General features: G+C 63.2%; 30 protein-coding genes. All 30 read left to right on the forward strand.

Features of this window, described 5'->3' with window-relative positions; translation table 11 throughout:
- Positions 1-624: 624 nt before the first annotated feature.
- Entirely contained in the window at positions 625-996 is a 372-nt protein-coding gene (gene rpsL / locus EI171_RS20740) for a 30S ribosomal protein S12 (protein WP_007603006.1), read from the forward strand.
- 15 nt (positions 997-1,011) lie between these two features.
- Positions 1,012-1,482, forward strand: coding sequence for a 30S ribosomal protein S7 (gene rpsG / locus EI171_RS20745; protein WP_011088154.1), 471 nt, complete (start codon positions 1,012-1,014; stop codon positions 1,480-1,482).
- A 33-nt stretch (positions 1,483-1,515) separates the two neighbouring features.
- The gene (gene fusA / locus EI171_RS20750) at positions 1,516-3,588 is read left to right on the forward strand and encodes an elongation factor G (protein ID WP_161534563.1); all 2,073 of its coding nucleotides are present in this window, start codon (positions 1,516-1,518) and stop codon (positions 3,586-3,588) included.
- A gap of 40 nt (positions 3,589-3,628) precedes the next feature.
- Entirely contained in the window at positions 3,629-4,819 is a 1,191-nt protein-coding gene (gene tuf / locus EI171_RS20755) for an elongation factor Tu (RefSeq protein ID WP_011088152.1), read from the forward strand.
- An 81-nt stretch (positions 4,820-4,900) separates the two neighbouring features.
- A complete protein-coding gene (gene rpsJ / locus EI171_RS20760) occupies positions 4,901-5,209 on the forward strand; it encodes a 30S ribosomal protein S10 (protein ID WP_002712302.1) in 309 nt (102 codons plus the stop codon).
- Positions 5,210-5,261: 52 nt separating this feature from the next.
- Positions 5,262-5,978: a 50S ribosomal protein L3 gene (gene rplC / locus EI171_RS20765; protein ID WP_011088151.1), complete on the forward strand. Its 717-nt coding sequence runs from the start codon at positions 5,262-5,264 to the stop codon at positions 5,976-5,978.
- 1 nt (position 5,979) lies between these two features.
- Positions 5,980-6,600 carry a 50S ribosomal protein L4 gene (gene rplD, locus EI171_RS20770; protein ID WP_011088150.1) on the forward strand — a complete coding sequence of 207 codons (621 nt, stop codon included), beginning with the start codon at positions 5,980-5,982 and terminating at the stop codon, positions 6,598-6,600.
- Positions 6,597-6,899: a 50S ribosomal protein L23 gene (locus tag EI171_RS20775; RefSeq protein ID WP_011088149.1), complete on the forward strand. Its 303-nt coding sequence runs from the start codon at positions 6,597-6,599 to the stop codon at positions 6,897-6,899. Before rplD ends, EI171_RS20775 begins: the two co-directional genes overlap by 4 nt.
- 12 nt (positions 6,900-6,911) lie before the next feature.
- Positions 6,912-7,745 (forward strand): 50S ribosomal protein L2, encoded by an 834-nt coding sequence (rplB, locus tag EI171_RS20780; RefSeq protein WP_011088148.1) that lies wholly within the window; start codon positions 6,912-6,914, stop codon positions 7,743-7,745.
- 12 nt (positions 7,746-7,757) lie between these two features.
- Entirely contained in the window at positions 7,758-8,036 is a 279-nt protein-coding gene (gene rpsS, locus EI171_RS20785) for a 30S ribosomal protein S19 (RefSeq protein ID WP_008136357.1), read from the forward strand.
- A gap of 10 nt (positions 8,037-8,046) precedes the next feature.
- Positions 8,047-8,436 (forward strand): 50S ribosomal protein L22, encoded by a 390-nt coding sequence (gene rplV / locus EI171_RS20790; RefSeq protein ID WP_011088147.1) that lies wholly within the window; start codon positions 8,047-8,049, stop codon positions 8,434-8,436.
- Between the two features lie 18 nt (positions 8,437-8,454).
- A complete protein-coding gene (gene rpsC, locus EI171_RS20795; protein ID WP_011088146.1) occupies positions 8,455-9,180 on the forward strand; it encodes a 30S ribosomal protein S3 in 726 nt (241 codons plus the stop codon).
- Positions 9,181-9,210: 30 nt separating this feature from the next.
- Positions 9,211-9,624: a 50S ribosomal protein L16 gene (gene rplP, locus EI171_RS20800; RefSeq protein ID WP_008549252.1), complete on the forward strand. Its 414-nt coding sequence runs from the start codon at positions 9,211-9,213 to the stop codon at positions 9,622-9,624.
- 5 nt (positions 9,625-9,629) lie between these two features.
- Positions 9,630-9,836 (forward strand): 50S ribosomal protein L29, encoded by a 207-nt coding sequence (gene rpmC / locus EI171_RS20805; protein WP_011088144.1) that lies wholly within the window; start codon positions 9,630-9,632, stop codon positions 9,834-9,836.
- A gap of 13 nt (positions 9,837-9,849) precedes the next feature.
- Entirely contained in the window at positions 9,850-10,098 is a 249-nt protein-coding gene (gene rpsQ, locus EI171_RS20810; RefSeq protein WP_011088143.1) for a 30S ribosomal protein S17, read from the forward strand.
- Positions 10,099-10,182: 84 nt separating this feature from the next.
- Positions 10,183-10,551 carry a 50S ribosomal protein L14 gene (gene rplN, locus EI171_RS20815; RefSeq protein WP_007603030.1) on the forward strand — a complete coding sequence of 123 codons (369 nt, stop codon included), beginning with the start codon at positions 10,183-10,185 and terminating at the stop codon, positions 10,549-10,551.
- A complete protein-coding gene (gene rplX, locus EI171_RS20820) occupies positions 10,551-10,865 on the forward strand; it encodes a 50S ribosomal protein L24 (protein WP_011088142.1) in 315 nt (104 codons plus the stop codon). The genes rplN and rplX overlap by 1 nt, the downstream gene beginning before the upstream one ends.
- Positions 10,858-11,415, forward strand: coding sequence for a 50S ribosomal protein L5 (gene rplE / locus EI171_RS20825; protein ID WP_011088141.1), 558 nt, complete (start codon positions 10,858-10,860; stop codon positions 11,413-11,415). The genes rplX and rplE overlap by 8 nt, the downstream gene beginning before the upstream one ends.
- Positions 11,416-11,461: 46 nt before the next feature.
- The gene (rpsN, locus tag EI171_RS20830; protein ID WP_011088140.1) at positions 11,462-11,767 is read left to right on the forward strand and encodes a 30S ribosomal protein S14; all 306 of its coding nucleotides are present in this window, start codon (positions 11,462-11,464) and stop codon (positions 11,765-11,767) included.
- A 14-nt stretch (positions 11,768-11,781) separates the two neighbouring features.
- Positions 11,782-12,180: a 30S ribosomal protein S8 gene (gene rpsH, locus EI171_RS20835; RefSeq protein WP_011088139.1), complete on the forward strand. Its 399-nt coding sequence runs from the start codon at positions 11,782-11,784 to the stop codon at positions 12,178-12,180.
- Positions 12,181-12,196: 16 nt separating this feature from the next.
- On the forward strand, positions 12,197-12,730 hold the full coding sequence (gene rplF, locus EI171_RS20840; RefSeq protein WP_011088138.1) for a 50S ribosomal protein L6: 534 nt from the start codon (positions 12,197-12,199) through the stop codon (positions 12,728-12,730).
- Between the two features lie 11 nt (positions 12,731-12,741).
- A complete protein-coding gene (gene rplR, locus EI171_RS20845; protein WP_007603036.1) occupies positions 12,742-13,104 on the forward strand; it encodes a 50S ribosomal protein L18 in 363 nt (120 codons plus the stop codon).
- A 44-nt stretch (positions 13,105-13,148) separates the two neighbouring features.
- Positions 13,149-13,742: a 30S ribosomal protein S5 gene (gene rpsE / locus EI171_RS20850; RefSeq protein WP_008136332.1), complete on the forward strand. Its 594-nt coding sequence runs from the start codon at positions 13,149-13,151 to the stop codon at positions 13,740-13,742.
- Between the two features lie 24 nt (positions 13,743-13,766).
- On the forward strand, positions 13,767-13,961 hold the full coding sequence (rpmD, locus tag EI171_RS20855) for a 50S ribosomal protein L30 (protein WP_011088137.1): 195 nt from the start codon (positions 13,767-13,769) through the stop codon (positions 13,959-13,961).
- A gap of 75 nt (positions 13,962-14,036) precedes the next feature.
- Complete coding sequence (rplO, locus tag EI171_RS20860) at positions 14,037-14,522, forward strand: 50S ribosomal protein L15 (RefSeq protein WP_011088136.1); 486 nt, start codon at positions 14,037-14,039, stop codon at positions 14,520-14,522.
- Positions 14,523-14,670: 148 nt separating this feature from the next.
- Positions 14,671-16,002, forward strand: a complete 1,332-nt coding sequence (gene secY / locus EI171_RS20865) for a preprotein translocase subunit SecY (protein WP_011088135.1) — start codon at positions 14,671-14,673, stop codon at positions 16,000-16,002.
- Positions 16,003-16,281: 279 nt separating this feature from the next.
- Positions 16,282-17,142, forward strand: a complete 861-nt coding sequence (locus EI171_RS20870; RefSeq protein WP_060907962.1) for an adenylate kinase — start codon at positions 16,282-16,284, stop codon at positions 17,140-17,142.
- 185 nt (positions 17,143-17,327) lie between these two features.
- Positions 17,328-17,696, forward strand: coding sequence for a 30S ribosomal protein S13 (gene rpsM, locus EI171_RS20875; RefSeq protein ID WP_011088133.1), 369 nt, complete (start codon positions 17,328-17,330; stop codon positions 17,694-17,696).
- Positions 17,697-17,819: 123 nt separating this feature from the next.
- The gene (gene rpsK, locus EI171_RS20880) at positions 17,820-18,209 is read left to right on the forward strand and encodes a 30S ribosomal protein S11 (RefSeq protein WP_007603045.1); all 390 of its coding nucleotides are present in this window, start codon (positions 17,820-17,822) and stop codon (positions 18,207-18,209) included.
- Between the two features lie 112 nt (positions 18,210-18,321).
- Positions 18,322-19,353 (forward strand): DNA-directed RNA polymerase subunit alpha, encoded by a 1,032-nt coding sequence (locus tag EI171_RS20885; RefSeq protein ID WP_161534564.1) that lies wholly within the window; start codon positions 18,322-18,324, stop codon positions 19,351-19,353.
- Positions 19,354-19,416: the final 63 nt, after the last annotated feature.

The following is a 19,416-nucleotide window of genomic DNA, read 5'->3' on the forward strand; positions in this document are numbered from 1 at the left end:
GTTATAAAAGTATATTTCACCCGGGCACAAATGGATCTAGGGCTAGCGGAATGGGCTCGTCGTTCCCACATCGTGGAAGCGCGGTGAGGGCGGCAAACGGGCGAATTCCATAGGCGCGAGAAGCGCTTTGTGACTGTCGTTTCGCCTTGACTTGATCGATTCCCACTTATAGAAAGCGCCTCACTTAACGACAGGCGGTGAGCATCGCCAACGTCGGAACGGGCCACCCGTTGATCCCCAAGGATTAGATCCACAAGGGGTCGTTGAAGACGGGCACCAACCTCGACGAATGCCGCTCAAACGCTGTCGATCATAGCTAGGCAATGCCAGTGCGATTCTAGTTCTCTTGAGCTTGTTCTCTTGAGATCGAATTCGGATGCATGACCTCGGTGCGCGGGCCACAGCTTTACGCTGATTGACCCGGAAACTGCGGTCCTCTGTGGCGTCGTAACGCTTTCCGCTCGGTGATGGAGCGGTTGGCGCAATTTCGCTTTGTGCGGATTGTTCCGCGGAAGGCGGGTCCATCGAGCGGGTGGCTCGAAACGAATTTGCGGTTCCGGCAACGGGCCGCGGCAAGACAGCGGGCCCGGAAGGGGCCGCGGCAGAACAAAGGGTAAGGCCAGGATGCCGACGATCAACCAGCTGATCGCTCAACCACGGGAAGTGCAGAAGTCGCGCAAGAAGGTGCCGGCGCTGCAGCAGTCGCCTCAGAAGCGTGGTGTTTGCACCCGCGTCTACACCACGACCCCGAAGAAGCCGAACTCGGCGCTTCGTAAGGTTGCCAAGGTGCGCCTGACCAACGGCTTCGAGGTGATCGGCTACATCCCCGGCGAGGGCCATAACCTCCAGGAGCACTCGGTGGTCATGATCCGCGGCGGTCGCGTCAAGGATTTGCCCGGCGTGCGCTACCACATCCTCCGCGGCGTTCTGGATACCCAGGGCGTCAAGAACCGTAAGCAGCGCCGTTCGAAGTACGGCGCCAAGCGTCCGAAGTAAGCGGGAACCACGTCCATGTCTCGTCGCCACTCAGCGGAAAAGCGCGAAGTTCTCCCGGATCCGAAGTTCGGGAACATTGTGATCACGAAGTTCATGAACTCGGTGATGTACGCCGGCAAGAAGTCGGTCGCCGAAGGCATCGTCTACGGTGCGCTCGGCATCATCGAAACCAAGACCAAGCAGAACCCGCTCGGCGTGTTCGAGCAGGCGCTCGAGAACGTCATGCCGACGATCGAGGTTCGCTCCCGCCGCGTCGGCGGCGCGACCTACCAGGTCCCGGTCGAGGTTCGTTCGACCCGCCGGCAGGCCCTGGGCATTCGCTGGCTGATCTCGGCCGCGCGCGAGCGCAACGAGAAGACGATGACCGAGCGGCTCTCGGCGGAGCTCTTGGACGCATCGAATAACCGGGGGAACGCCGTCAAGAAGCGTGAAGACGTGCACCGGATGGCGGAAGCCAACCGCGCCTTCTCGCACTATCGCTGGTAACGGCGACACACTCGGACTCGCAAGGAACGACCCATGCCCCGCCAACATGCCATCGAGGACTACCGTAATTTCGGTATCATGGCGCATATCGACGCCGGCAAGACCACGACGACCGAGCGCATCCTCTATTACACCGGCAAGAGCCACAAGATCGGCGAAGTGCACGAAGGTGCCGCGACGATGGACTGGATGGAGCAGGAGCAGGAGCGTGGCATCACGATCACCTCGGCTGCGACCACCGCCTTCTGGGCCGGCAAGCGCCTGAACATCATCGACACTCCCGGCCACGTCGACTTCACCATCGAAGTCGAGCGTTCGCTGCGCGTGCTCGACGGCGCCGTCTGCGTGCTGGACTCGAACCAGGGCGTCGAGCCCCAGACCGAGACCGTCTGGCGCCAGGGCGACAAGTACAAGGTTCCGCGCATCGTCTTCGCCAACAAGATGGACAAGACCGGCGCCGACTTCTTCAAGTGTCTGGCCGACATCGTTGACCGCCTCGGCGCCAAGCCGATCGCAATCCAGCTTCCGATCGGTGCCGAGAACAACTTCAAGGGTCTCGTCGACCTCGTGAAGATGAAGGGCATCGTCTGGAACGATGAATCGCTCGGCGCGAAGTTCGACTATGTCGACATTCCGGAAGACATCGTCGAGCAGGCCAAGGAATACCGCGAGAAGATGGTGGAAGCCGCAGTCGAGCTCGACGACGACGCATTGGCCGCCTTCCTCGACGGCAACGAGCCGGACGAAGCGACCCTGAAGCGCCTGATCCGCAAGGCGGTGCTGACCGGCGCGTTCTATCCCGTGCTGTGCGGCTCGGCCTTCAAGAACAAGGGCGTGCAGCCGCTGCTCGACGCCGTCGTCGACTACCTGCCGTCGCCGATCGACGTGCCCGCGATCAAGGGCACCGACGACCGCGGCAACGAGGTCGTGCGCAAGGCCGACGACAAGGAGCCGCTCGCGCTGCTCGCGTTCAAGATCATGGACGACCCGTTCGTCGGCACCATCACCTTCTGCCGCATCTACTCCGGCATTCTCCAGAGCGGCACCGGCGTCGTGAACTCGACCCGCGAGAAGAAGGAGCGCATCGGGCGCATGCTGCTGATGCATGCGAACAACCGCGAAGACATCAAGGAAGCCTATGCCGGCGACATCGTCGCCCTGGCCGGCCTGAAGGAAGCGCGCACCGGTGACACGCTGTGCGATCCCGACAAGCAGGTGATCCTGGAGAAGATGGAATTCCCCGAGCCGGTCATCGAGATCGCGATCGAGCCGAAGTCCAAGGCCGACCAGGAGAAGCTGGGCGTGGCGCTGGCCAAGCTCGCCGCGGAGGATCCGTCCTTCCGCGTGTCGACCGACCAGGAGTCCGGCCAGACCATCCTCAAGGGCATGGGCGAACTCCATCTCGACATCAAGGTCGACATCCTCAAGCGCACCTACAAGGTCGACGCCAACATCGGCGCGCCGCAGGTTGCGTTCCGTGAGCGCGTCACCAAGAAGGCCGAGGTCAAGTACACCCACAAGAAGCAGACCGGCGGTACCGGTCAGTTCGCGGAAGTGTCGATCGTGGTCGAGCCGAACGAGCCCGGCAAGGGCTACGAGTTCGAGTCCAAGATCGTCGGCGGTGCGGTTCCGAAGGAATACATCCCCGGCGTCGAAAAGGGCCTCAACAGCGTGATGAGCTCTGGTGTCGTCGCGGGCTTCCCCGTGGTCGACGTCAAGGTTCAGCTCGTCGACGGCAAGTACCACGACGTCGACTCGTCGGCGCTCGCCTTCGAAATCGCATCGCGCGCGGCATTCCGCGAAGCCTTGCAGAAGGGCAAGTCCGTGCTGCTCGAGCCGATCATGAAGGTCGAAGTGGTGACCCCGGAAGACTATACCGGCTCGGTCATCGGCGACCTGAATTCCCGGCGCGGTCAGATCCAGGGTCAAGACATGCGCGGCAACGCCAACGTCATCAACGCGATGGTGCCGCTCATGAACATGTTCGGTTACGTGAATAACCTGCGCTCGATGAGCCAGGGTCGCGCAACCTTCACCATGCAGTTCGATCACTACGCAGAAGCGCCGGCCAACGTGTCGGCAGAAGTCCAAAAGAAGTTTGCCTGATTGTCGTCGGTCTCAAGCTGACGATTGAACGGAGAGTCAAATGGCCAAAGCAAAGTTTGAACGTAACAAGCCGCACTGCAACATCGGCACCATCGGTCACGTCGACCATGGCAAGACGTCGCTGACCGCGGCGATCACCAAGATCCTCGCCGAGACCGGCGGTGCGACGTTCACCGCGTACGACCAGATCGACAAGGCGCCGGAAGAGAAGGCGCGCGGCATCACGATCTCGACCGCGCACGTCGAGTACGAGACCAAGAACCGCCACTACGCCCACGTCGACTGCCCCGGCCACGCCGACTACGTGAAGAACATGATCACCGGCGCCGCCCAGATGGACGGTGCGATCCTGGTCGTGTCGGCCGCTGACGGCCCGATGCCGCAGACCCGCGAGCACATCCTGCTCGCCCGCCAGGTCGGCGTGCCCGCGCTCGTCGTGTTCCTCAACAAGTGCGACATGGTCGACGATCCGGAGCTGCTCGAGCTCGTCGAGCTCGAAGTCCGCGAACTGCTCTCGAAGTACGAATTCCCGGGCGACAAGATCCCGATCATCAAGGGCTCGGCGCTCGCCGCTCTCGAAGATTCGGACAAGAAGCTCGGCCACGACGCCATCCTCGAGCTGATGCGCAACGTCGACGAGTACATCCCGCAGCCGGAGCGTCCGATCGACCAGCCGTTCCTGATGCCGGTTGAAGACGTGTTCTCGATCTCGGGCCGCGGCACCGTGGTGACCGGCCGTGTCGAGCGCGGCATCGTCAAGGTCGGCGAGGAAATCGAGATCGTCGGTCTGCGTGCGACCCAGAAGACCACCGTCACCGGCGTCGAAATGTTCCGCAAGCTGCTCGATCAGGGCCAGGCCGGCGACAACATCGGCGCTCTGCTCCGCGGCACCAAGCGCGAGGACGTCGAGCGCGGCCAGGTGCTGGCGAAGCCGGGTTCGGTCAAGCCGCACACCAAGTTCAAGGCTGAGGCCTACATCCTCACCAAGGAAGAGGGCGGTCGCCACACCCCGTTCTTCACCAACTACCGTCCGCAGTTCTACTTCCGCACCACCGACGTGACCGGTGTCGTGCATCTGCCGGAAGGTACCGAGATGGTGATGCCGGGCGACAACATCGCGATGGAAGTGCACCTGATTGTGCCGATCGCGATGGAAGAGAAGCTCCGCTTCGCGATCCGCGAGGGCGGTCGTACCGTCGGCGCCGGCGTCGTCGCCTCGATCATCGAGTAATACGAGAATAGGGATCGGCGAGTAGCGAATGGTGACATTCGCTATTCGCTATTCGCCACCCACTGAAGAGAGACCACGGCAATGAACGGCCAAAACATTCGTATCCGTCTCAAGGCGTTCGACCATCGTATCCTCGATACGTCGACCCGCGAGATCGTGAACACGGCGAAGCGCACCGGCGCGCAGGTCCGCGGACCCATTCCGCTGCCCACCCGCATCGAGAAGTTCACCGTCAACCGTTCGCCCCACGTCGACAAGAAGAGCCGCGAACAGTTCGAGATGCGCACTCACAAGCGCCTGCTCGACATCGTCGATCCGACCCCGCAGACCGTCGATGCTTTGATGAAGCTCGATCTGGCCGCCGGTGTCGACGTCGAGATCAAGCTCTAAGATTTTTGGATCCCGTTCGCGTAAGCGGACAGAAAGAACAGGAAGCAAGCCGATGCGCTCCGGAGTGATCGCACAAAAGGTCGGGATGACGCGGGTCTTCACGGAGGCCGGCGAACATATCCCCGTGACCGTGCTGAAGCTCGGCAATTGCCAGGTCGTAGGCCACCGTACCGAAGAGAAGAACGGCTACGTCGCGCTCCAGCTCGGTTCTGGCAGCCGCAAGACCGTTTACATGCCCAAGGCGGAGCGCGGCCAGTTCGCGGTCGCCAAGGTCGAGCCGAAGCGCCGGGTCGAGGAATTCCGCGTCACCGCGGATGCCATGATCCCGGTCGGCGCCGAGATCCAGGCCGATCATTTCGTCGTCGGCCAGTTCGTCGACGTCACCGGCACCTCGGTCGGTAAGGGCTTCGCCGGCGGCATGAAGCGTTGGAACTTCGGCGGTCTGCGCGCCACGCACGGTGTGTCGATCTCGCACCGTTCGATCGGTTCGACCGGTGGTCGTCAGGATCCCGGCAAGACCTGGAAGAACAAGAAGATGCCCGGCCACATGGGTGTCGACCGCATCACCACGCTCAATCTTCGAGTCGTTCAGCTCGACGTCGAGCGCGGCCTGATCCTCGTCGAAGGCGCCGTTCCCGGCTCCAAGGGCGGCTGGATCCGCGTGCGCGACGCCGTCAAGAAGCCGCTGCCGAAGGAAGCTCCGAAGCCCGGCAAGTTCAAGGTTGCGGGCGGCGAAGCCGAGGCTGCGGCCCAGCAGGAGGGTGCGTGAGATGGAATTGAAGGTCACCACCCTCGAAGGTAAGGAAGCCGGCTCGGTCCAGCTTTCCGACGCCATTTTCGGTCTCGAGCCGCGCCAGGACATCATTGCGCGTTGCGTGCAGTGGCAGCTCAACAAGCGCCAGGCCGGCACCCACAAGGCCAAGGGCCGCGCCGAGATCTGGCGCACCGGCAAGAAGATGTACAAGCAGAAGGGCACCGGCGGTGCTCGTCACGGCTCGGCCCGCGTGCCGCAGTTCCGTGGCGGTGGCCGCGCCTTCGGTCCGGTGGTGCGTTCGCACGCCACCGACCTGCCGAAGAAGGTCCGCGCGCTGGCTCTCAAGCATGCGCTGTCGGCCAAGGCCAAGGACGGTGATCTGCTGGTGATCGACAAGGCCGCGCTGGAAGCCGCCAAGACCAAGGCGCTGCTCGGTCACTTCTCGGGTCTGGGCTTGACCAACGCGCTGATCATCGACGGCGCCGAGCTCAATAACGGCTTTGCCGCCGCGGCTCGCAACATCCCGAACATGGACGTGCTGCCGATCCAGGGCATCAACGTCTATGACATCCTGCGCCGTCAGAAGCTCGTTCTGACCAAGGCCGCCATCGATGCGCTGGAGGCGCGCTTCAAATGACGAAGAACATTGAGCCTCGCCACTACGACGTGATCGTTGCTCCGGTCGTCACCGAAAAGGCGACGCTGGCGTCCGAGCACAACAAGGTACTGTTCAAGGTGGCCGCGAAGGCGACTAAGCCGCAGATCAAGGAGGCGATCGAGAAGCTGTTCGACGTCAAGGTCAAGAGCGTCAACACGCTGGTCCGCAAGGGCAAGACCAAGGTCTTCCGCGGCAACCTCGGTTCGCAGTCGAACACCAAGCGCGCGATCGTGACCCTCGAAGAGGGCCACCGGATCGACGTAACCACCGGTCTGTAAGGTCGTACGACGATGGCACTGAAGACATTCAATCCCACGACGCCGGGCCAGCGCCAGCTGGTCATGGTCGATCGTTCGGCCCTGTACAAGGGAAAGCCGGTCAAGGCCCTCACCGAAGGCAAGCATTCCTCCGGCGGTCGCAACAACACCGGTCGCATCACCGTGCGCTTCCGCGGCGGCGGTCACAAGCAGACCCTGCGCATCGTCGACTTCAAGCGCGACAAGGTCGATGCGCCCGCGACCGTCGAGCGGTTGGAATACGATCCGAACCGCACTGCGTTCATCGCACTGGTCAAGTACGAAGACGGCACCCAGGCCTATATCCTGGCGCCGCAGCGCCTTGCGGTCGGCGATTCCGTGGTGGCTGGCAACTATGTCGACGTGAAGCCGGGTAACGTCATGCCGCTCGGCAACATGCCGGTCGGCACGATCATCCACAACATCGAGGTCAAGATCGGGAAGGGCGGCCAGCTCGCCCGTTCCGCGGGCACCTACGCCCAGCTCGTCGGTCGCGACCAGGACTACGTCATCATCCGCCTGAACTCGGGTGAGCAGCGCCTGGTGCACGGCCGTTGCCGCGGCACGATCGGCGCGGTGTCGAACCCGGATCACATGAACACCTCGATCGGCAAGGCCGGCCGCAACCGTTGGCTGGGTCGCAAGCCGCACAACCGCGGTGTTTCGATGAACCCGATCGACCATCCGCACGGCGGTGGTGAAGGTCGTACCTCGGGCGGTCGCCACCCGGTTACTCCGTGGGGCAAGCCGACCAAGGGCAAGAAGACCCGCTCCAACAAGTCGACCAACAAATTCATTCTCCTAAGCCGCCACAAGCGGAAGAAGTAAGGAACGCCGGACATGGTTCGTTCAGTCTGGAAAGGCCCGTTCGTCGAGGGTTCTCTGCTCAAGAAGGCAGATGCCGCGCGCGCGTCCGGCCGTCACGACGTCATCAAGATCTGGAGCCGTCGTTCGACGATCCTGCCGCAGTTCGTCGGTCTGACCTTCGGGGTCTACAACGGTCAGAAGCACGTGCCGGTGGCCGTCAACGAGGAAATGGTCGGTCACAAGTTCGGCGAGTTCTCGCCGACCCGGACCTTCCATGGCCACTCCGGTGACAAGAAAGCCAAGAAGGCTTGAGGATTAAACGATGAGCAAACCTAAGCGCGAACGGAGCCTCGCCGAGAACGAGGCCAAGGCGGTCGCCCGGATGCTGCGGGTGAGCCCGCAGAAGCTCAACCTGGTCGCCCAGCTCATTCGCGGCCGGAAGGCGGCTGCTGCGCTCGCCGACCTGCAGTTTTCGCGCAAGCGGATCGCGGTTGACGTGAAGAAGTGCCTGGAATCGGCTATCGCCAATGCCGAGAACAACCACGACCTCGATGTTGACGATCTCGTCGTGGCGCAGGCTTTCGTCGGCAACGGCCTCGTGATGAAGCGCTTTGCCGCCCGCGGCCGTGGCCGCTCGGGCCGTGTCTACAAACCATTTTCGCAGCTGACGATCATTGTTCGTCAGGTCGAAGCCGAAGCAGCAGCGGCTTAAGGGTCGCAGGAGAAAACGATGGGTCAAAAGATCAATCCGATCGGTCTGCGTCTCGGCATCAACCGGACCTGGGATTCCCGCTGGTTCGCCGGCAAGCAGGAATACGGCAAGCTGCTGCACGAGGACGTCAAGATCCGTGAGATCCTGCACAAGGAGCTCAAGCAGGCGGCCGTCGCCCGCATCGTGATCGAGCGTCCGCACAAGAAGTGCCGCGTCACCATCCACTCGGCCCGTCCGGGCGTGGTGATCGGCAAGAAGGGCGCCGACATCGACAAGCTGCGTAAGCGGGTCGCGGACATCACTTCGTCCGACGTCGTCATCAACATCGTCGAGATCCGCAAGCCGGAGCTCGATGCGACGCTGGTGGCGGAGTCGATCGCGCAGCAGCTGGAGCGCCGCGTGGCGTTCCGCCGTGCCATGAAGCGCGCCGTGCAGTCGGCGATGCGTCTCGGCGCGGAAGGCATCCGCATCAACTGCTCGGGACGTCTGGGCGGTGCGGAAATCGCGCGCATGGAGTGGTACCGCGAAGGTCGCGTGCCGCTGCACACGCTGCGCGCCGACATCGACTACGGCGTTGCGACCGCGTTCACGACCTTCGGCACCTGCGGCGTCAAGGTCTGGATCTTCAAGGGCGAGATCCTCGAGCACGATCCGATGGCCCAGGACAAGAGAATGGCCGAAGGCGAGACCGGCGGCGGTGGTGATCGTGGTGGCCGTCAGCGCCGCGACAACGCTGCGGTCTGAGCCAGCACAGGAATTTGAGGGCTTAAAGCCATGATGCAACCTAAGAAAACGAAGTTCCGGAAGGCGCATAAGGGCCGCATCCACGGCGTTGCGTCTTCGGGCGCGACGTTGGCGTTCGGCCAGTACGGCCTGAAGGCGACCGAGCCTGAGCGCGTCACCGCGCGCCAGATCGAAGCCGCTCGCCGCGCGCTGACCCGTCACATGAAGCGCGCCGGCCGCGTCTGGATCCGCGTGTTCCCCGACCTTCCGGTGTCGAAGAAGCCGGCCGAAGTCCGCATGGGTTCCGGCAAGGGTTCGCCGGAACTGTGGGTGGCGCGCGTCAAGCCGGGCCGGGTGTTGTTCGAGATCGACGGCGTCAACACCCAGACGGCGCGTGAGGCGCTGACCCTGGCGGCCGCCAAGCTGCCGATCAAGACGCGCTTCGTCGAGCGCATTGCGGAGTAATGGCCATGGCCCAGATGAAGATCGAAGACATCCGCGCGATGAGCCCCGACCAGCAGGATGACGCCATCCTGAACCTGAAGAAGGAGCGCTTCAACCTGCGCTTCCAGCGCGCCACCGGGCAGCTCGAGAACACCTCGCGCCTGCGCGAGGCTCGCCGCGACATCGCCCGGATCAAGACCGTCGCCGCGCAGACGCGCGCGAAGAAGAAGTAAGAGGCTTACGAAGATGCCGAAACGTACTTTGCAGGGCGTGGTCGTCAGCGACAAGACAGCCAAGACGGTCGTTGTGCGCGTCGATCGCCGCTTCACGCACCCGATCTACAAGAAGACGATCCGCCGTTCGAAGAACTACCACGCGCACGACGAGAACAACGAGTTCAAGCCGGGCGACATGGTTTGGATCGAGGAATCGAAGCCGATTTCGAAGTTGAAGCGCTGGGTCGTGATCCGGGGCGAACACAAGAAAAGCGCCTGATCTGTTGGCTTTAGCCGACTGTCTTCAGGGAAATGTTGAGCGCCGGCTGGGCTGGCGCAAGAGAGAAGAGGACGAGGTGCATCAATGATTCAGATGCAGACCAACCTCGACGTGGCCGACAATTCTGGCGCACGCCGTGTCATGTGTATCAAGGTGCTCGGGGGCTCCAAGCGCCGCTACGCCACGATCGGCGACATCATCGTCGTCTCGATCAAGGAAGCGATTCCGCGTGGCAAGGTGAAGAAGGGCGACGTGATGAAGGCCGTCGTGGTGCGCGTCCGCAAGGACATCCGCCGCGCCGACGGTTCGGTCATCCGCTTCGACCGCAACGCCGCCGTGCTGATCAACAACCAGTCCGAGCCGGTCGGCACCCGTATCTTCGGGCCCGTGCCGCGCGAGCTGCGCGCCAAGAATCACATGAAGATCATTTCCCTCGCGCCGGAGGTGCTGTGATGGCTGCGAAGATCCGCAAGGGCGACAAGGTCGTCGTGCTGACCGGTCGCGACAAGGGTCGCACCGGCGAAGTGTTCGAGGTTCGCCCCGACGCCGGTACGGCGCTCGTGCGCGGCATCAACATGGTCAAGCGTCACCAGAAGCAGACGCAGGCCCAGGAGGGCGGCATCATCTCGAAGGAGGCGCCGATCCAACTGTCCAACATCGCGTATGTCGGCAAGGACGGAAAGCCGACCCGCGTCGGATTCAAGATTCTGGCGGACGGCAAGAAGGTCCGCATCGCCAAGAGCTCGGGAGCTGAGATCGATGGCTGAGGCTGCTTACACGCCGCGCCTGCGCGCGGAATACGATGCGAAGATCCGCACGGCGATGACCGAGAAGTTCGGTTACGAGAACGTCATGCAGGTTCCGCGCCTGGACAAGGTCGTGCTGAACATGGGCGTTGGCGATTCCGTCAACGATCGCAAGAAGGCCGAGACCGCCGCTGCCGAGCTGACCCAGATCGCCGGCCAGAAGGCGATCGTGACCTATTCGCGCATCGCGATCGCGACCTTTAAGCTGCGTGAGAACCAGCCGATCGGCTGTAAGGTCACGCTGCGCAAGGCCCGCATGTACGAGTTCATCGACCGCCTGGTCACGGTCGCGCTGCCGCGCGTCCGCGACTTCCGCGGCCTGAATCCGAAGAGCTTCGACGGCCGCGGCAACTACTCGCTCGGCATCAAGGAGCACATCATTTTCCCCGAGATCGACTTCGACAAGGTCACGGAAGCCCGCGGTATGGACATCACCGTCTGCACCACGGCCAAGACCGACGAAGAGGCGAGGGCCTTGTTGACCGCTTTCAATTTCCCGTTCCGGCAGTGAGACGCTGACCTAAAGCCTCTCAAACGCGGATACCCAGGAGCCAAGCATGGCAAAGAAGAGTTCAATCGAGAAGAACAACCGGCGCAAGCGGATGGTGAAGAACGCCGCCCCGAAGCGCGAGCGGTTGAAGGCGATCATCGCCGACAAGACGTTGCCGATGGAGGAGCGGTTCGCCGCGACCCTGAAGCTCGCCGAGATGCCGCGCAATTCTTCGGCGACCCGCGTGCGTCTTCGTTGCGAGCTGTCGGGCCGTCCGCGCTCGAACTACCGCAAGAACAAGCTGTCCCGTATCGCGCTGCGCGAACTTGGCTCCAAGGGCATGGTCCCGGGCCTCGTGAAGTCGAGCTGGTAAGGAGGGTCGTTTAGATGTCTACGCACGATCCAATCAGCGATCTGATCACCCGCATCCGCAACGCGCAGATGCGCTCCAAGACCAAGGTCTCCACGCCGGGCTCGCGGATGCGCGAGAACGTGCTCGAGGTGCTCAAGAGCGAGGGCTACATCCGCGGCTATGCCACGGTCGAGCACTCCTCGGGCCGCAGCGAGATCGAGATCGAGCTGAAGTATTTCGACGGCGAGCCCGTCATCCGCGAGATCGAACGTGTTTCCAAGCCCGGGCGTCGTGTCTACGCCTCGGTGAAGAACCTGCCGCGGGTCAACAACGGGCTCGGCATTTCGGTGTTGTCGACGCCGAAGGGGATCATGGCCGACCACAGCGCGCGCGACGCGAATGTGGGCGGTGAAGTCCTCTTTACGGTGTTCTGAGAAGGATTTTTGATCCATGTCACGTGTTGGCAAAAGGCCTGTGGCGGTTCCGTCGGGTGTTACCGCGACCGTCGACGGGCAGACCGTCAAGATGAAGGGGCCCAAGGGCCAGCTTCAGTTCGTCGTCCATGACGACGTCGAGGTGAAGCTCGAGAGCGGCCAGATCAAGGTCAAGCCGCGGCTCGAGACCAACCGCGCCAGGGCGCTGTATGGTACCGCTCGCGCCCAGGTCGCGAATCTGGTCGAAGGCGTCACCAAGGGCTTCGAGAAGAAGCTCGAGATCACCGGCGTCGGCTACCGCGCCGCGATGCAGGGCAAGAACCTGCAGCTCGCGCTCGGCTACAGCCACGACGTGATCTACACGATCCCCGAAGGGATCACGATCACGGTGCCGAAGCCGACCGAAATCACGGTGACGGGCAGCGACATTCAACGCGTTGGCCAGGTCGCGGCCGAAATCCGCTCATACCGCCCGCCGGAGCCCTACAAGGGCAAGGGCGTGAAGTATGTTGGCGAATTCATCTTCCGCAAGGAAGGCAAGAAGAAGTAACGGAGCCGGTCATGTCGAAAGCCAAGGTTACGAATGCCCGGCGCAAGCGGAGTGTGCGGCTGAAGCTGCGCCGCTCCGGTGGTGGCCGTCCGCGTCTGTCGGTGTTCCGCTCGTCCAAGCACATCTACGCCCAGGTCATCGACGATCTGAAGGGCGAGACGCTGGCCTCCGCCTCCTCGCTCGAGAAGTCGATGCGCGACGGCGGCAAGACCGGCGCCGACATCGATGCGGCGAAGGCGGTCGGCAAGCTGCTGGCCGAGCGCGCCGCCGAGAAGGGCGTCAAGGAAGTCGTGTTCGATCGCGGCAGCTATCTCTATCACGGGCGCGTCAAGGCTCTTGCCGATGCGGCGCGTGAGAGCGGGCTGAGCTTCTAACAGAATTTGAGGATTGAGGCGTAAGCCTCTGAAGGATTGGAAAAATGGCAGAACGCGAACAACGTGGTGGACGCGATCAACGCGGCGGCGGACGCGAACGCAAGGAGCGCGAGGAGCGCGACAGCGAGTTCGTCGACAAGCTCGTCCACATCAACCGCGTGGCCAAGGTCGTCAAGGGCGGCAAGCGCTTCGGTTTCGCAGCGCTGGTCGTGATCGGCGACCAGAAGGGCCGCGCCGGCTTCGGTCACGGCAAGGCGCGCGAAGTGCCTGAGGCGATCCGCAAGGCAACCGAGTCCGCCAAGCGCAACCTGACCCGCGTGTCGCTGCGCGAGGGCCGCACGCTGCATCACGACATCGCCGGCCGTCATGGCGCGGGCCGTGTCTACCTGCGTGCCGCTCCGGCCGGTACCGGCATCATCGCCGGCGGCCCGATGCGTGCCGTGTTCGAGACGCTCGGCGTCCAGGACGTGGTGGCGAAGTCGATCGGCTCTTCGAACCCGTACAACATGGTGCGCGCGACCTTCGACGCGCTGAAGCACCAGGATTCGCCGCGTTCGGTCGCAGCCCGCCGCAACATCAAGGTGTCCACCCTCCAGTCGCGCCGTATCGGCGGCGATGCCGAGGCGGCTGCCGACTAACGGAAGCTTTTCGGAGTAGATCAAATGGCCAAGGCCGCAAAGACGATCAAGCTCGAGCAGACCGGCAGCGCGATCCGCCGCCATCACTCGCAGCGTTCGACGCTGATCGGGCTCAAGCTCAACAAGATCGGCCGCACCAGCGAACTGCCGGACACTCCGGCCGTGCGCGGCATGATCGAGAAGGTTCACCATCTCGTCCGCATCGTCGACGAGAAGTAAGCAAAGGCGCATGATCCCGAAAAGCGGGTGCCGGTTTTCGGTGAAGATCATGCGCAAGACACAAGGAGAAGGGCGATGAAGCTCAGCGATATCGCCGACAACGCCGGCTCGCGCAAAAAGCGTATGCGCGTCGGCCGTGGCATCGGTTCGGGCAAGGGCAAGCAGTCGGGTCGCGGCGGCAAGGGCCAGACCGCGCGTTCGGGCGTGCGCATCAAGGGTTTCGAAGGCGGCCAGATGCCGATGCATCGCCGTCTGCCCAAGCGCGGCTTCAACAACATCTTCCGCGTCGAGTTCGCCGAGATCAATCTCGACCGGCTCCAGGAAGCGGTCGATGCCAAGAAGATCGACGCCGGCAGCGTCGTGAACGTCGAGGCCCTGGTGAAGGGCGGCGTGCTGCGCCGCGCCAAGGGCGGCCTGCGGCTGCTCGGCCGTGGCGAGCTCAAGTCCAAGCTCAACATCGAGGTGCACGGCGCCACCAAGACCGCGATTGCCGCGGTCGAGAAGGCGGGCGGCTCGGTGAAGATCCTCGCCCCTGCCAAGGAAGAAGGCGAGGCGGCGTAACAACTGCGTCATTGGCCCGCGGCTCGCGGGCCTTTACGCATGCGGGACGTGGACTTATCGATGCCGAGCCCCAGATAATGTCCGGCGTCCGCTAAAGTAGCCCGGCCGCGGGCATGACGGCGCAACAGGCGGCGGGAGAAAGTCCAAGATGGCCTCAGCAGCGGAACAACTGGCAGCCAACCTCAATTTCGGTGCGTTTGCCAAGGCTGACGAACTGAAGAAGCGCATCTGGTTCACCCTGGGCGCACTGCTCGTTTATCGGCTGGGGACCTACATCCCGTTGCCGGGCATCGATCCCAACATTTGGGAGCAGGTGTTCCGCTCCCAGGCGGGCGGCATCCTCGGCATGTTCAACATGTTCGCCGGCGGCGGCATCCACCGCATGGCGATCTTTGCGCTGAACATCATGCCGTACATCTCGGCCTCGATCATCATCCAGCTCCTGACCACCGTCTCGCCGCAGCTTGAGGCGCTGAAGAAGGAAGGCGAGGCCGGCCGCAAGACGCTGAACCAGTACACCCGCTATCTGACCGTCATCCTGGCGGCGTTCCAGTCCTACGGCATCGCGGTGGGCCTTGAGGGTGCCGGCAACGTCGTCAGCGACCCCGGCATGTTCTTCCGCCTGTCCACGGCGATCACGCTGACCGGCGGCACCATGTTCCTGATGTGGCTGGGCGAGCAGATCACCTCGCGCGGCATCGGCAACGGCATCTCGCTGATTATTCTCTCCGGCATCGTCGCCGAGCTGCCCGCGGCGCTCGCCAACATGCTCGAGCTCGGCCGTCAGGGTGCGATGTCGACCGGCCTGATCCTGGTCGTCATCATCATGGCGGTCGCCGTGATCGCCTTCATCGTGTTCATGGAGCGCGCGCAGCGCCGCCTGCTGATCCAGTATCCGAAGCGCCAGGTCGGCAACAAGATGTTCGAGGGTCAGTCCTCGCATCTGCCGCTCAAGCTCAACACCTCGGGCGTGATTCCGCCGATCTTCGCGTCTTCGCTCTTGTTGCTGCCGACCACGGTTGCGAACTTCAATGCGGGCAGCGGGCCGGAATGGTTCCAGTGGATCACCACCCAGCTCGGCCACGGCCGTCCGCTGTTCCTGATCATGTATCTCGCGCTGATCGTGTTCTTCGCGTTCTTCTACACCGCGATCGTGTTCAACCCGACCGAGACCGCGGACAATCTGAAGAAGCACGGCGGCTTCATTCCGGGCATTCGCCCCGGCGAGCGCACCGCGGAATACATCGACTACGTGCTGTCGCGCATCACCGTGCTCGGCGCGATCTATCTGGCGATCGTCTGCTTGATCCCCGAAATCCTGATCTCCTATGCCTCGGTGCCGTTCTACTTCGGCGGTACCTCGCTGCTGATCGTGGTCAGCGTGACCATGGACACGGTGGCGCAGGTGCAGGGCTATCTGCTGGCCCATCAGTACGAAGGCCTGATCCGCAAGTCGAAGCTGCGCGGTCGCCGCCGCTAAGCGCGGCGTCCTCTGAAGGCGGCGCGACTGCGCCGCCGATTCGCCCGCGCGAGAGCAACGCGCGGCGCCCGCAGAGACGACCAGCCAGCCGTTCGATCGCATCGGCGGAGCTGCTCTCAGCGCGATGCAATCCCTGATTTCAAAGGCCTTCTTGGCGACCGGGTATTCGCTCCCCTATGATATGGGTAGCGGTGCGGCGCCGATTATGGTTTGCACTGTTCTTGATCTTCAAACACAGGTGCGCGACGTATCGCTCACCAATCCGGGGGGCGTACGCCGATGAGAATTATACTTCTGGGACCGCCGGGGTCGGGCAAAGGGACCCAGGCGCAGCTGCTGGTGGAGCGCTATGGTATCGTCCAGCTCTCGACCGGCGAGATGCTGCGTGCGGCCGTGGCGGCGGGAACGCCGGTCGGTCTGAAGGCCAAGGAGATCATGGCCAGCGGCGGCCTCGTACCCGACGACGTCGTGGTCGGAATCATCTCCGACCGGATCGACCAGCCGGACGCCAAGAACGGTTTCATCCTCGACGGTTTCCCGCGCACCGTGCCGCAGGCCGAGGCGCTCGATGAGCTGCTGAGGCAGAAGCACCTCAAGCTCGATGCAGTGATCGAGCTCCGCGTCAACGAAAGCGCGCTGCTGAGTCGCGTCGAGACCCGAGTCGCCCAGATGCGGGAGCGCGGTGAGGAGGTTCGCCTCGACGACACCCCCGAGGTCCTGACCAAGCGGCTTGCCAGCTACCGCAGCCAGACGGAGCCGCTGATTCACTACTATTCCGAGCGGCGGAAGCTCTCGACCATCGATGGCATGATGGCCATCGACGAGGTCACCCGTGCGGTTCACCGCCAGCTCCTGGCGCTCGGGGCAGTCGAGCCCAAGACGCATGGCAAGGGAACTGCCAAGGGAACTTCCAAGAGCGCGGCCAAGGCAGCGCCGGCCAAGAAGGGGGCGGCCAAGGCCAAAACAGCCAAGAAGTCGGCGAAAACGGCCAAAAAACCCGCCAAATCCGCTAAAAAGGCGGCCAAGAAGGCCGCGAAGAAGACGGTAAAGAAGGTTGCCAAAAAGACCGCCGGGAAGGCTGTCAAAAAGGGTGCCAAAAAGGCCGCAAAAAAGGTCACGAAAAAGCGAGCCAAGCGCTAGCGGCGGTTGACGAAAGCCCCCGGAATCCCTTAATAAGCCCCGCATCCAAGTCGGATAGTTTCAGACGATGCCGGGCCCCAGGAAGACCGGGGGTGGGCGTCGTGTTCGCGTTTGTGAACACCTGCCCGAGAACACAAGCACTTAAAGCCTGGTCCTGACGAGGACCGGCAACAGGAGAGAAGGCCGTGGCCCGTATTGCCGGCGTGAACATTCCCACCAACAAGCGCGTGCTGATCGCGCTCCAGTACATCCATGGCATCGGTCAGAAGATCGCCGGTGAGATTCTGGAGAAGGTGAAGATCCCGGTGGATCGTCGCGTCAGCCAGCTCAGCGACGCCGAAGTGCTCCAGATCCGCGAAGTCATCGACCGCGACTATCTCGTCGAGGGTGACCTGCGTCGTGAGGTCGGCATCAACATCAAGCGTCTGATGGACCTCGGCTGCTATCGCGGCCTGCGTCATCGTCGCGGTCTGCCGGTGCGTGGTCAGCGTACCCACACCAATGCGCGGACGCGCAAGGGCCCGGCCAAGGCCATCGCCGGCAAGAAGAAGTAAGTTTTCGCATCCAATCGCGGCGTGTGGCGAACCGGGGATAACCCGTTCGCCACGCGCCTTTCGTTCCACAGGTGTAGCCGCTGGCACTACGGCGGCGTTTGAGATCTCCAGGAAAGGTACTCAATGGGCAAGGAAGCCACCCGCGTTCGCCGTCGTGAACGCAAGAACATCGCCTCCGGCGTTGCGCACGTGAACTCGTCGTTCAACAACACGACCATCACCATCACCGACGCGCAGGGCAACACGATTGCCTGGTCTTCCGCCGGCACGATGGGCTTCAAGGGCTCGCGCAAGTCGACCCCGTACGCGGCGCAGGTTGCCGCCGAGGACGTGTCGAAGAAGGCGCAGGAGCACGGCATGCGCACGCTGGAAGTCGAAGTCGCCGGTCCCGGTTCGGGCCGCGAATCGGCACTGCGCGCGCTCCAGGCCGCCGGCTTCACCGTCACCTCGATCCGCGACGTGACCACGATCCCGCACAACGGTTGCCGTCCCCGCAAGCGTCGGCGCGTTTGATACGAGGTTGCGGGTGCATCGGCGCCCGCAATGACTTTTGCAAGAAGCCGCAGGTGCGACCTGCGGCCTTTCTCCAACGCCAGTGTCTGCAACGGCAGTTCGACTGGCCTGTATGGGTGAAACAGTGACGATCCAGAAAAATTGGCAACAACTGATTCGGCCGAACAAGCTCCAGGTCACGCCCGGCAGCGATCCGGCCCGTTTTGCGACCATCGTCGCCGAGCCGCTCGAGCGCGGCTTCGGCCAGACCCTCGGCAACGCGCTGCGTCGCATCCTGCTCTCCTCGCTCCAGGGCGCGGCGGTGCAGTCGGTGCACATCGACGGCGTGCTGCACGAGTTCTCCTCGATCGCTGGCGTCCGTGAGGACGTCACCGACATCGTGCTCAACATCAAGGACATCTCGATCAAGATGCAGGGCGAAGGCCCCAAGCGCATGGTCGTGAAGAAGCAGGGCCCGGGCGTCGTCACCGCCGGCGACATCCAGACCGTCGGCGACGTCGTCGTGCTCAATCCGGACCTCCAGATCTGCACGCTCGACGAGGGCGCGGAGATCCGCATGGAGTTCACCGTCGCGACCGGCAAGGGCTATGTGCCCGCCGAGCGCAACCGTCCCGAGGATGCGCCGATCGGCCTGATCCCGGTCGACAGCCTGTACTCGCCGGTCCGCAAGGTCTCCTACAAGGTCGAGAACACCCGCGAGGGCCAGATCCTCGACTACGACAAGCTGACCATGACGATCGAGACCAACGGCGCGATCTCGCCGGATGACTCGGTGGCTTACGCCGCCCGCATCCTCCAGGATCAGCTCAACGTGTTCGTCAACTTCGAAGAGCCGCGCAAGGAAGTCGCGCAGGAGATCATCCCGGACCTCGCCTTCAACCCGGCCTTCCTCAAGAAGGTGGACGAGCTCGAGCTGTCGGTGCGTTCGGCCAACTGCTTGAAGAACGACAACATCGTCTACATCGGCGACCTCGTGCAGAAGAGCGAGGCGGAAATGCTCCGCACCCCGAACTTCGGCCGCAAGTCGCTGAACGAGATCAAGGAAGTGCTGGCTCAGATGGGTCTGCATCTCGGCATGGAAGTGCCGGGCTGGCCGCCGGAGAACATCGACGAGCTCGCCAAGCGCTTCGAGGATCACTACTGAGATTCGTCGTTCCGGGGCGATGCGACGGGACCGCGCAACCGCGGCCCTGGAGCATCGAACCCG

The organism is Bradyrhizobium sp. LCT2 (assembly GCF_009931255.1).
GTDB lineage: Bacteria > Pseudomonadota > Alphaproteobacteria > Rhizobiales > Xanthobacteraceae > Bradyrhizobium > Bradyrhizobium diazoefficiens.

Excerpts from the sequence above, each read along its gene's own strand:
- rpsL (WP_007603006.1), top strand. The coding sequence starts at position 625 with ATGCCGACGATCAACCAGCTGATCGCTCAACCACGGGAAGTGCAGAAG.
- rpsG (WP_011088154.1), top strand. The coding sequence starts at position 1,012 with ATGTCTCGTCGCCACTCAGCGGAAAAGCGCGAAGTTCTCCCGGATCCG.
- fusA (WP_161534563.1), top strand. The coding sequence starts at position 1,516 with ATGCCCCGCCAACATGCCATCGAGGACTACCGTAATTTCGGTATCATG.
- tuf (WP_011088152.1), top strand. The coding sequence starts at position 3,629 with ATGGCCAAAGCAAAGTTTGAACGTAACAAGCCGCACTGCAACATCGGC.
- rpsJ (WP_002712302.1), top strand. The coding sequence starts at position 4,901 with ATGAACGGCCAAAACATTCGTATCCGTCTCAAGGCGTTCGACCATCGT.
- rplC (WP_011088151.1), top strand. The coding sequence starts at position 5,262 with ATGCGCTCCGGAGTGATCGCACAAAAGGTCGGGATGACGCGGGTCTTC.
- rplD (WP_011088150.1), top strand. The coding sequence starts at position 5,980 with ATGGAATTGAAGGTCACCACCCTCGAAGGTAAGGAAGCCGGCTCGGTC.
- EI171_RS20775 (WP_011088149.1), top strand. The coding sequence starts at position 6,597 with ATGACGAAGAACATTGAGCCTCGCCACTACGACGTGATCGTTGCTCCG.
- rplB (WP_011088148.1), top strand. The coding sequence starts at position 6,912 with ATGGCACTGAAGACATTCAATCCCACGACGCCGGGCCAGCGCCAGCTG.
- rpsS (WP_008136357.1), top strand. The coding sequence starts at position 7,758 with ATGGTTCGTTCAGTCTGGAAAGGCCCGTTCGTCGAGGGTTCTCTGCTC.
- rplV (WP_011088147.1), top strand. The coding sequence starts at position 8,047 with ATGAGCAAACCTAAGCGCGAACGGAGCCTCGCCGAGAACGAGGCCAAG.
- rpsC (WP_011088146.1), top strand. The coding sequence starts at position 8,455 with ATGGGTCAAAAGATCAATCCGATCGGTCTGCGTCTCGGCATCAACCGG.
- rplP (WP_008549252.1), top strand. The coding sequence starts at position 9,211 with ATGATGCAACCTAAGAAAACGAAGTTCCGGAAGGCGCATAAGGGCCGC.
- rpmC (WP_011088144.1), top strand. The coding sequence starts at position 9,630 with ATGGCCCAGATGAAGATCGAAGACATCCGCGCGATGAGCCCCGACCAG.
- rpsQ (WP_011088143.1), top strand. The coding sequence starts at position 9,850 with ATGCCGAAACGTACTTTGCAGGGCGTGGTCGTCAGCGACAAGACAGCC.
- rplN (WP_007603030.1), top strand. The coding sequence starts at position 10,183 with ATGATTCAGATGCAGACCAACCTCGACGTGGCCGACAATTCTGGCGCA.
- rplX (WP_011088142.1), top strand. The coding sequence starts at position 10,551 with ATGGCTGCGAAGATCCGCAAGGGCGACAAGGTCGTCGTGCTGACCGGT.
- rplE (WP_011088141.1), top strand. The coding sequence starts at position 10,858 with ATGGCTGAGGCTGCTTACACGCCGCGCCTGCGCGCGGAATACGATGCG.
- rpsN (WP_011088140.1), top strand. The coding sequence starts at position 11,462 with ATGGCAAAGAAGAGTTCAATCGAGAAGAACAACCGGCGCAAGCGGATG.
- rpsH (WP_011088139.1), top strand. The coding sequence starts at position 11,782 with ATGTCTACGCACGATCCAATCAGCGATCTGATCACCCGCATCCGCAAC.
- rplF (WP_011088138.1), top strand. The coding sequence starts at position 12,197 with ATGTCACGTGTTGGCAAAAGGCCTGTGGCGGTTCCGTCGGGTGTTACC.
- rplR (WP_007603036.1), top strand. The coding sequence starts at position 12,742 with ATGTCGAAAGCCAAGGTTACGAATGCCCGGCGCAAGCGGAGTGTGCGG.
- rpsE (WP_008136332.1), top strand. The coding sequence starts at position 13,149 with ATGGCAGAACGCGAACAACGTGGTGGACGCGATCAACGCGGCGGCGGA.
- rpmD (WP_011088137.1), top strand. The coding sequence starts at position 13,767 with ATGGCCAAGGCCGCAAAGACGATCAAGCTCGAGCAGACCGGCAGCGCG.
- rplO (WP_011088136.1), top strand. The coding sequence starts at position 14,037 with ATGAAGCTCAGCGATATCGCCGACAACGCCGGCTCGCGCAAAAAGCGT.
- secY (WP_011088135.1), top strand. The coding sequence starts at position 14,671 with ATGGCCTCAGCAGCGGAACAACTGGCAGCCAACCTCAATTTCGGTGCG.
- EI171_RS20870 (WP_060907962.1), top strand. The coding sequence starts at position 16,282 with ATGAGAATTATACTTCTGGGACCGCCGGGGTCGGGCAAAGGGACCCAG.
- rpsK (WP_007603045.1), top strand. The coding sequence starts at position 17,820 with ATGGGCAAGGAAGCCACCCGCGTTCGCCGTCGTGAACGCAAGAACATC.
- EI171_RS20885 (WP_161534564.1), top strand. The coding sequence starts at position 18,322 with ATGGGTGAAACAGTGACGATCCAGAAAAATTGGCAACAACTGATTCGG.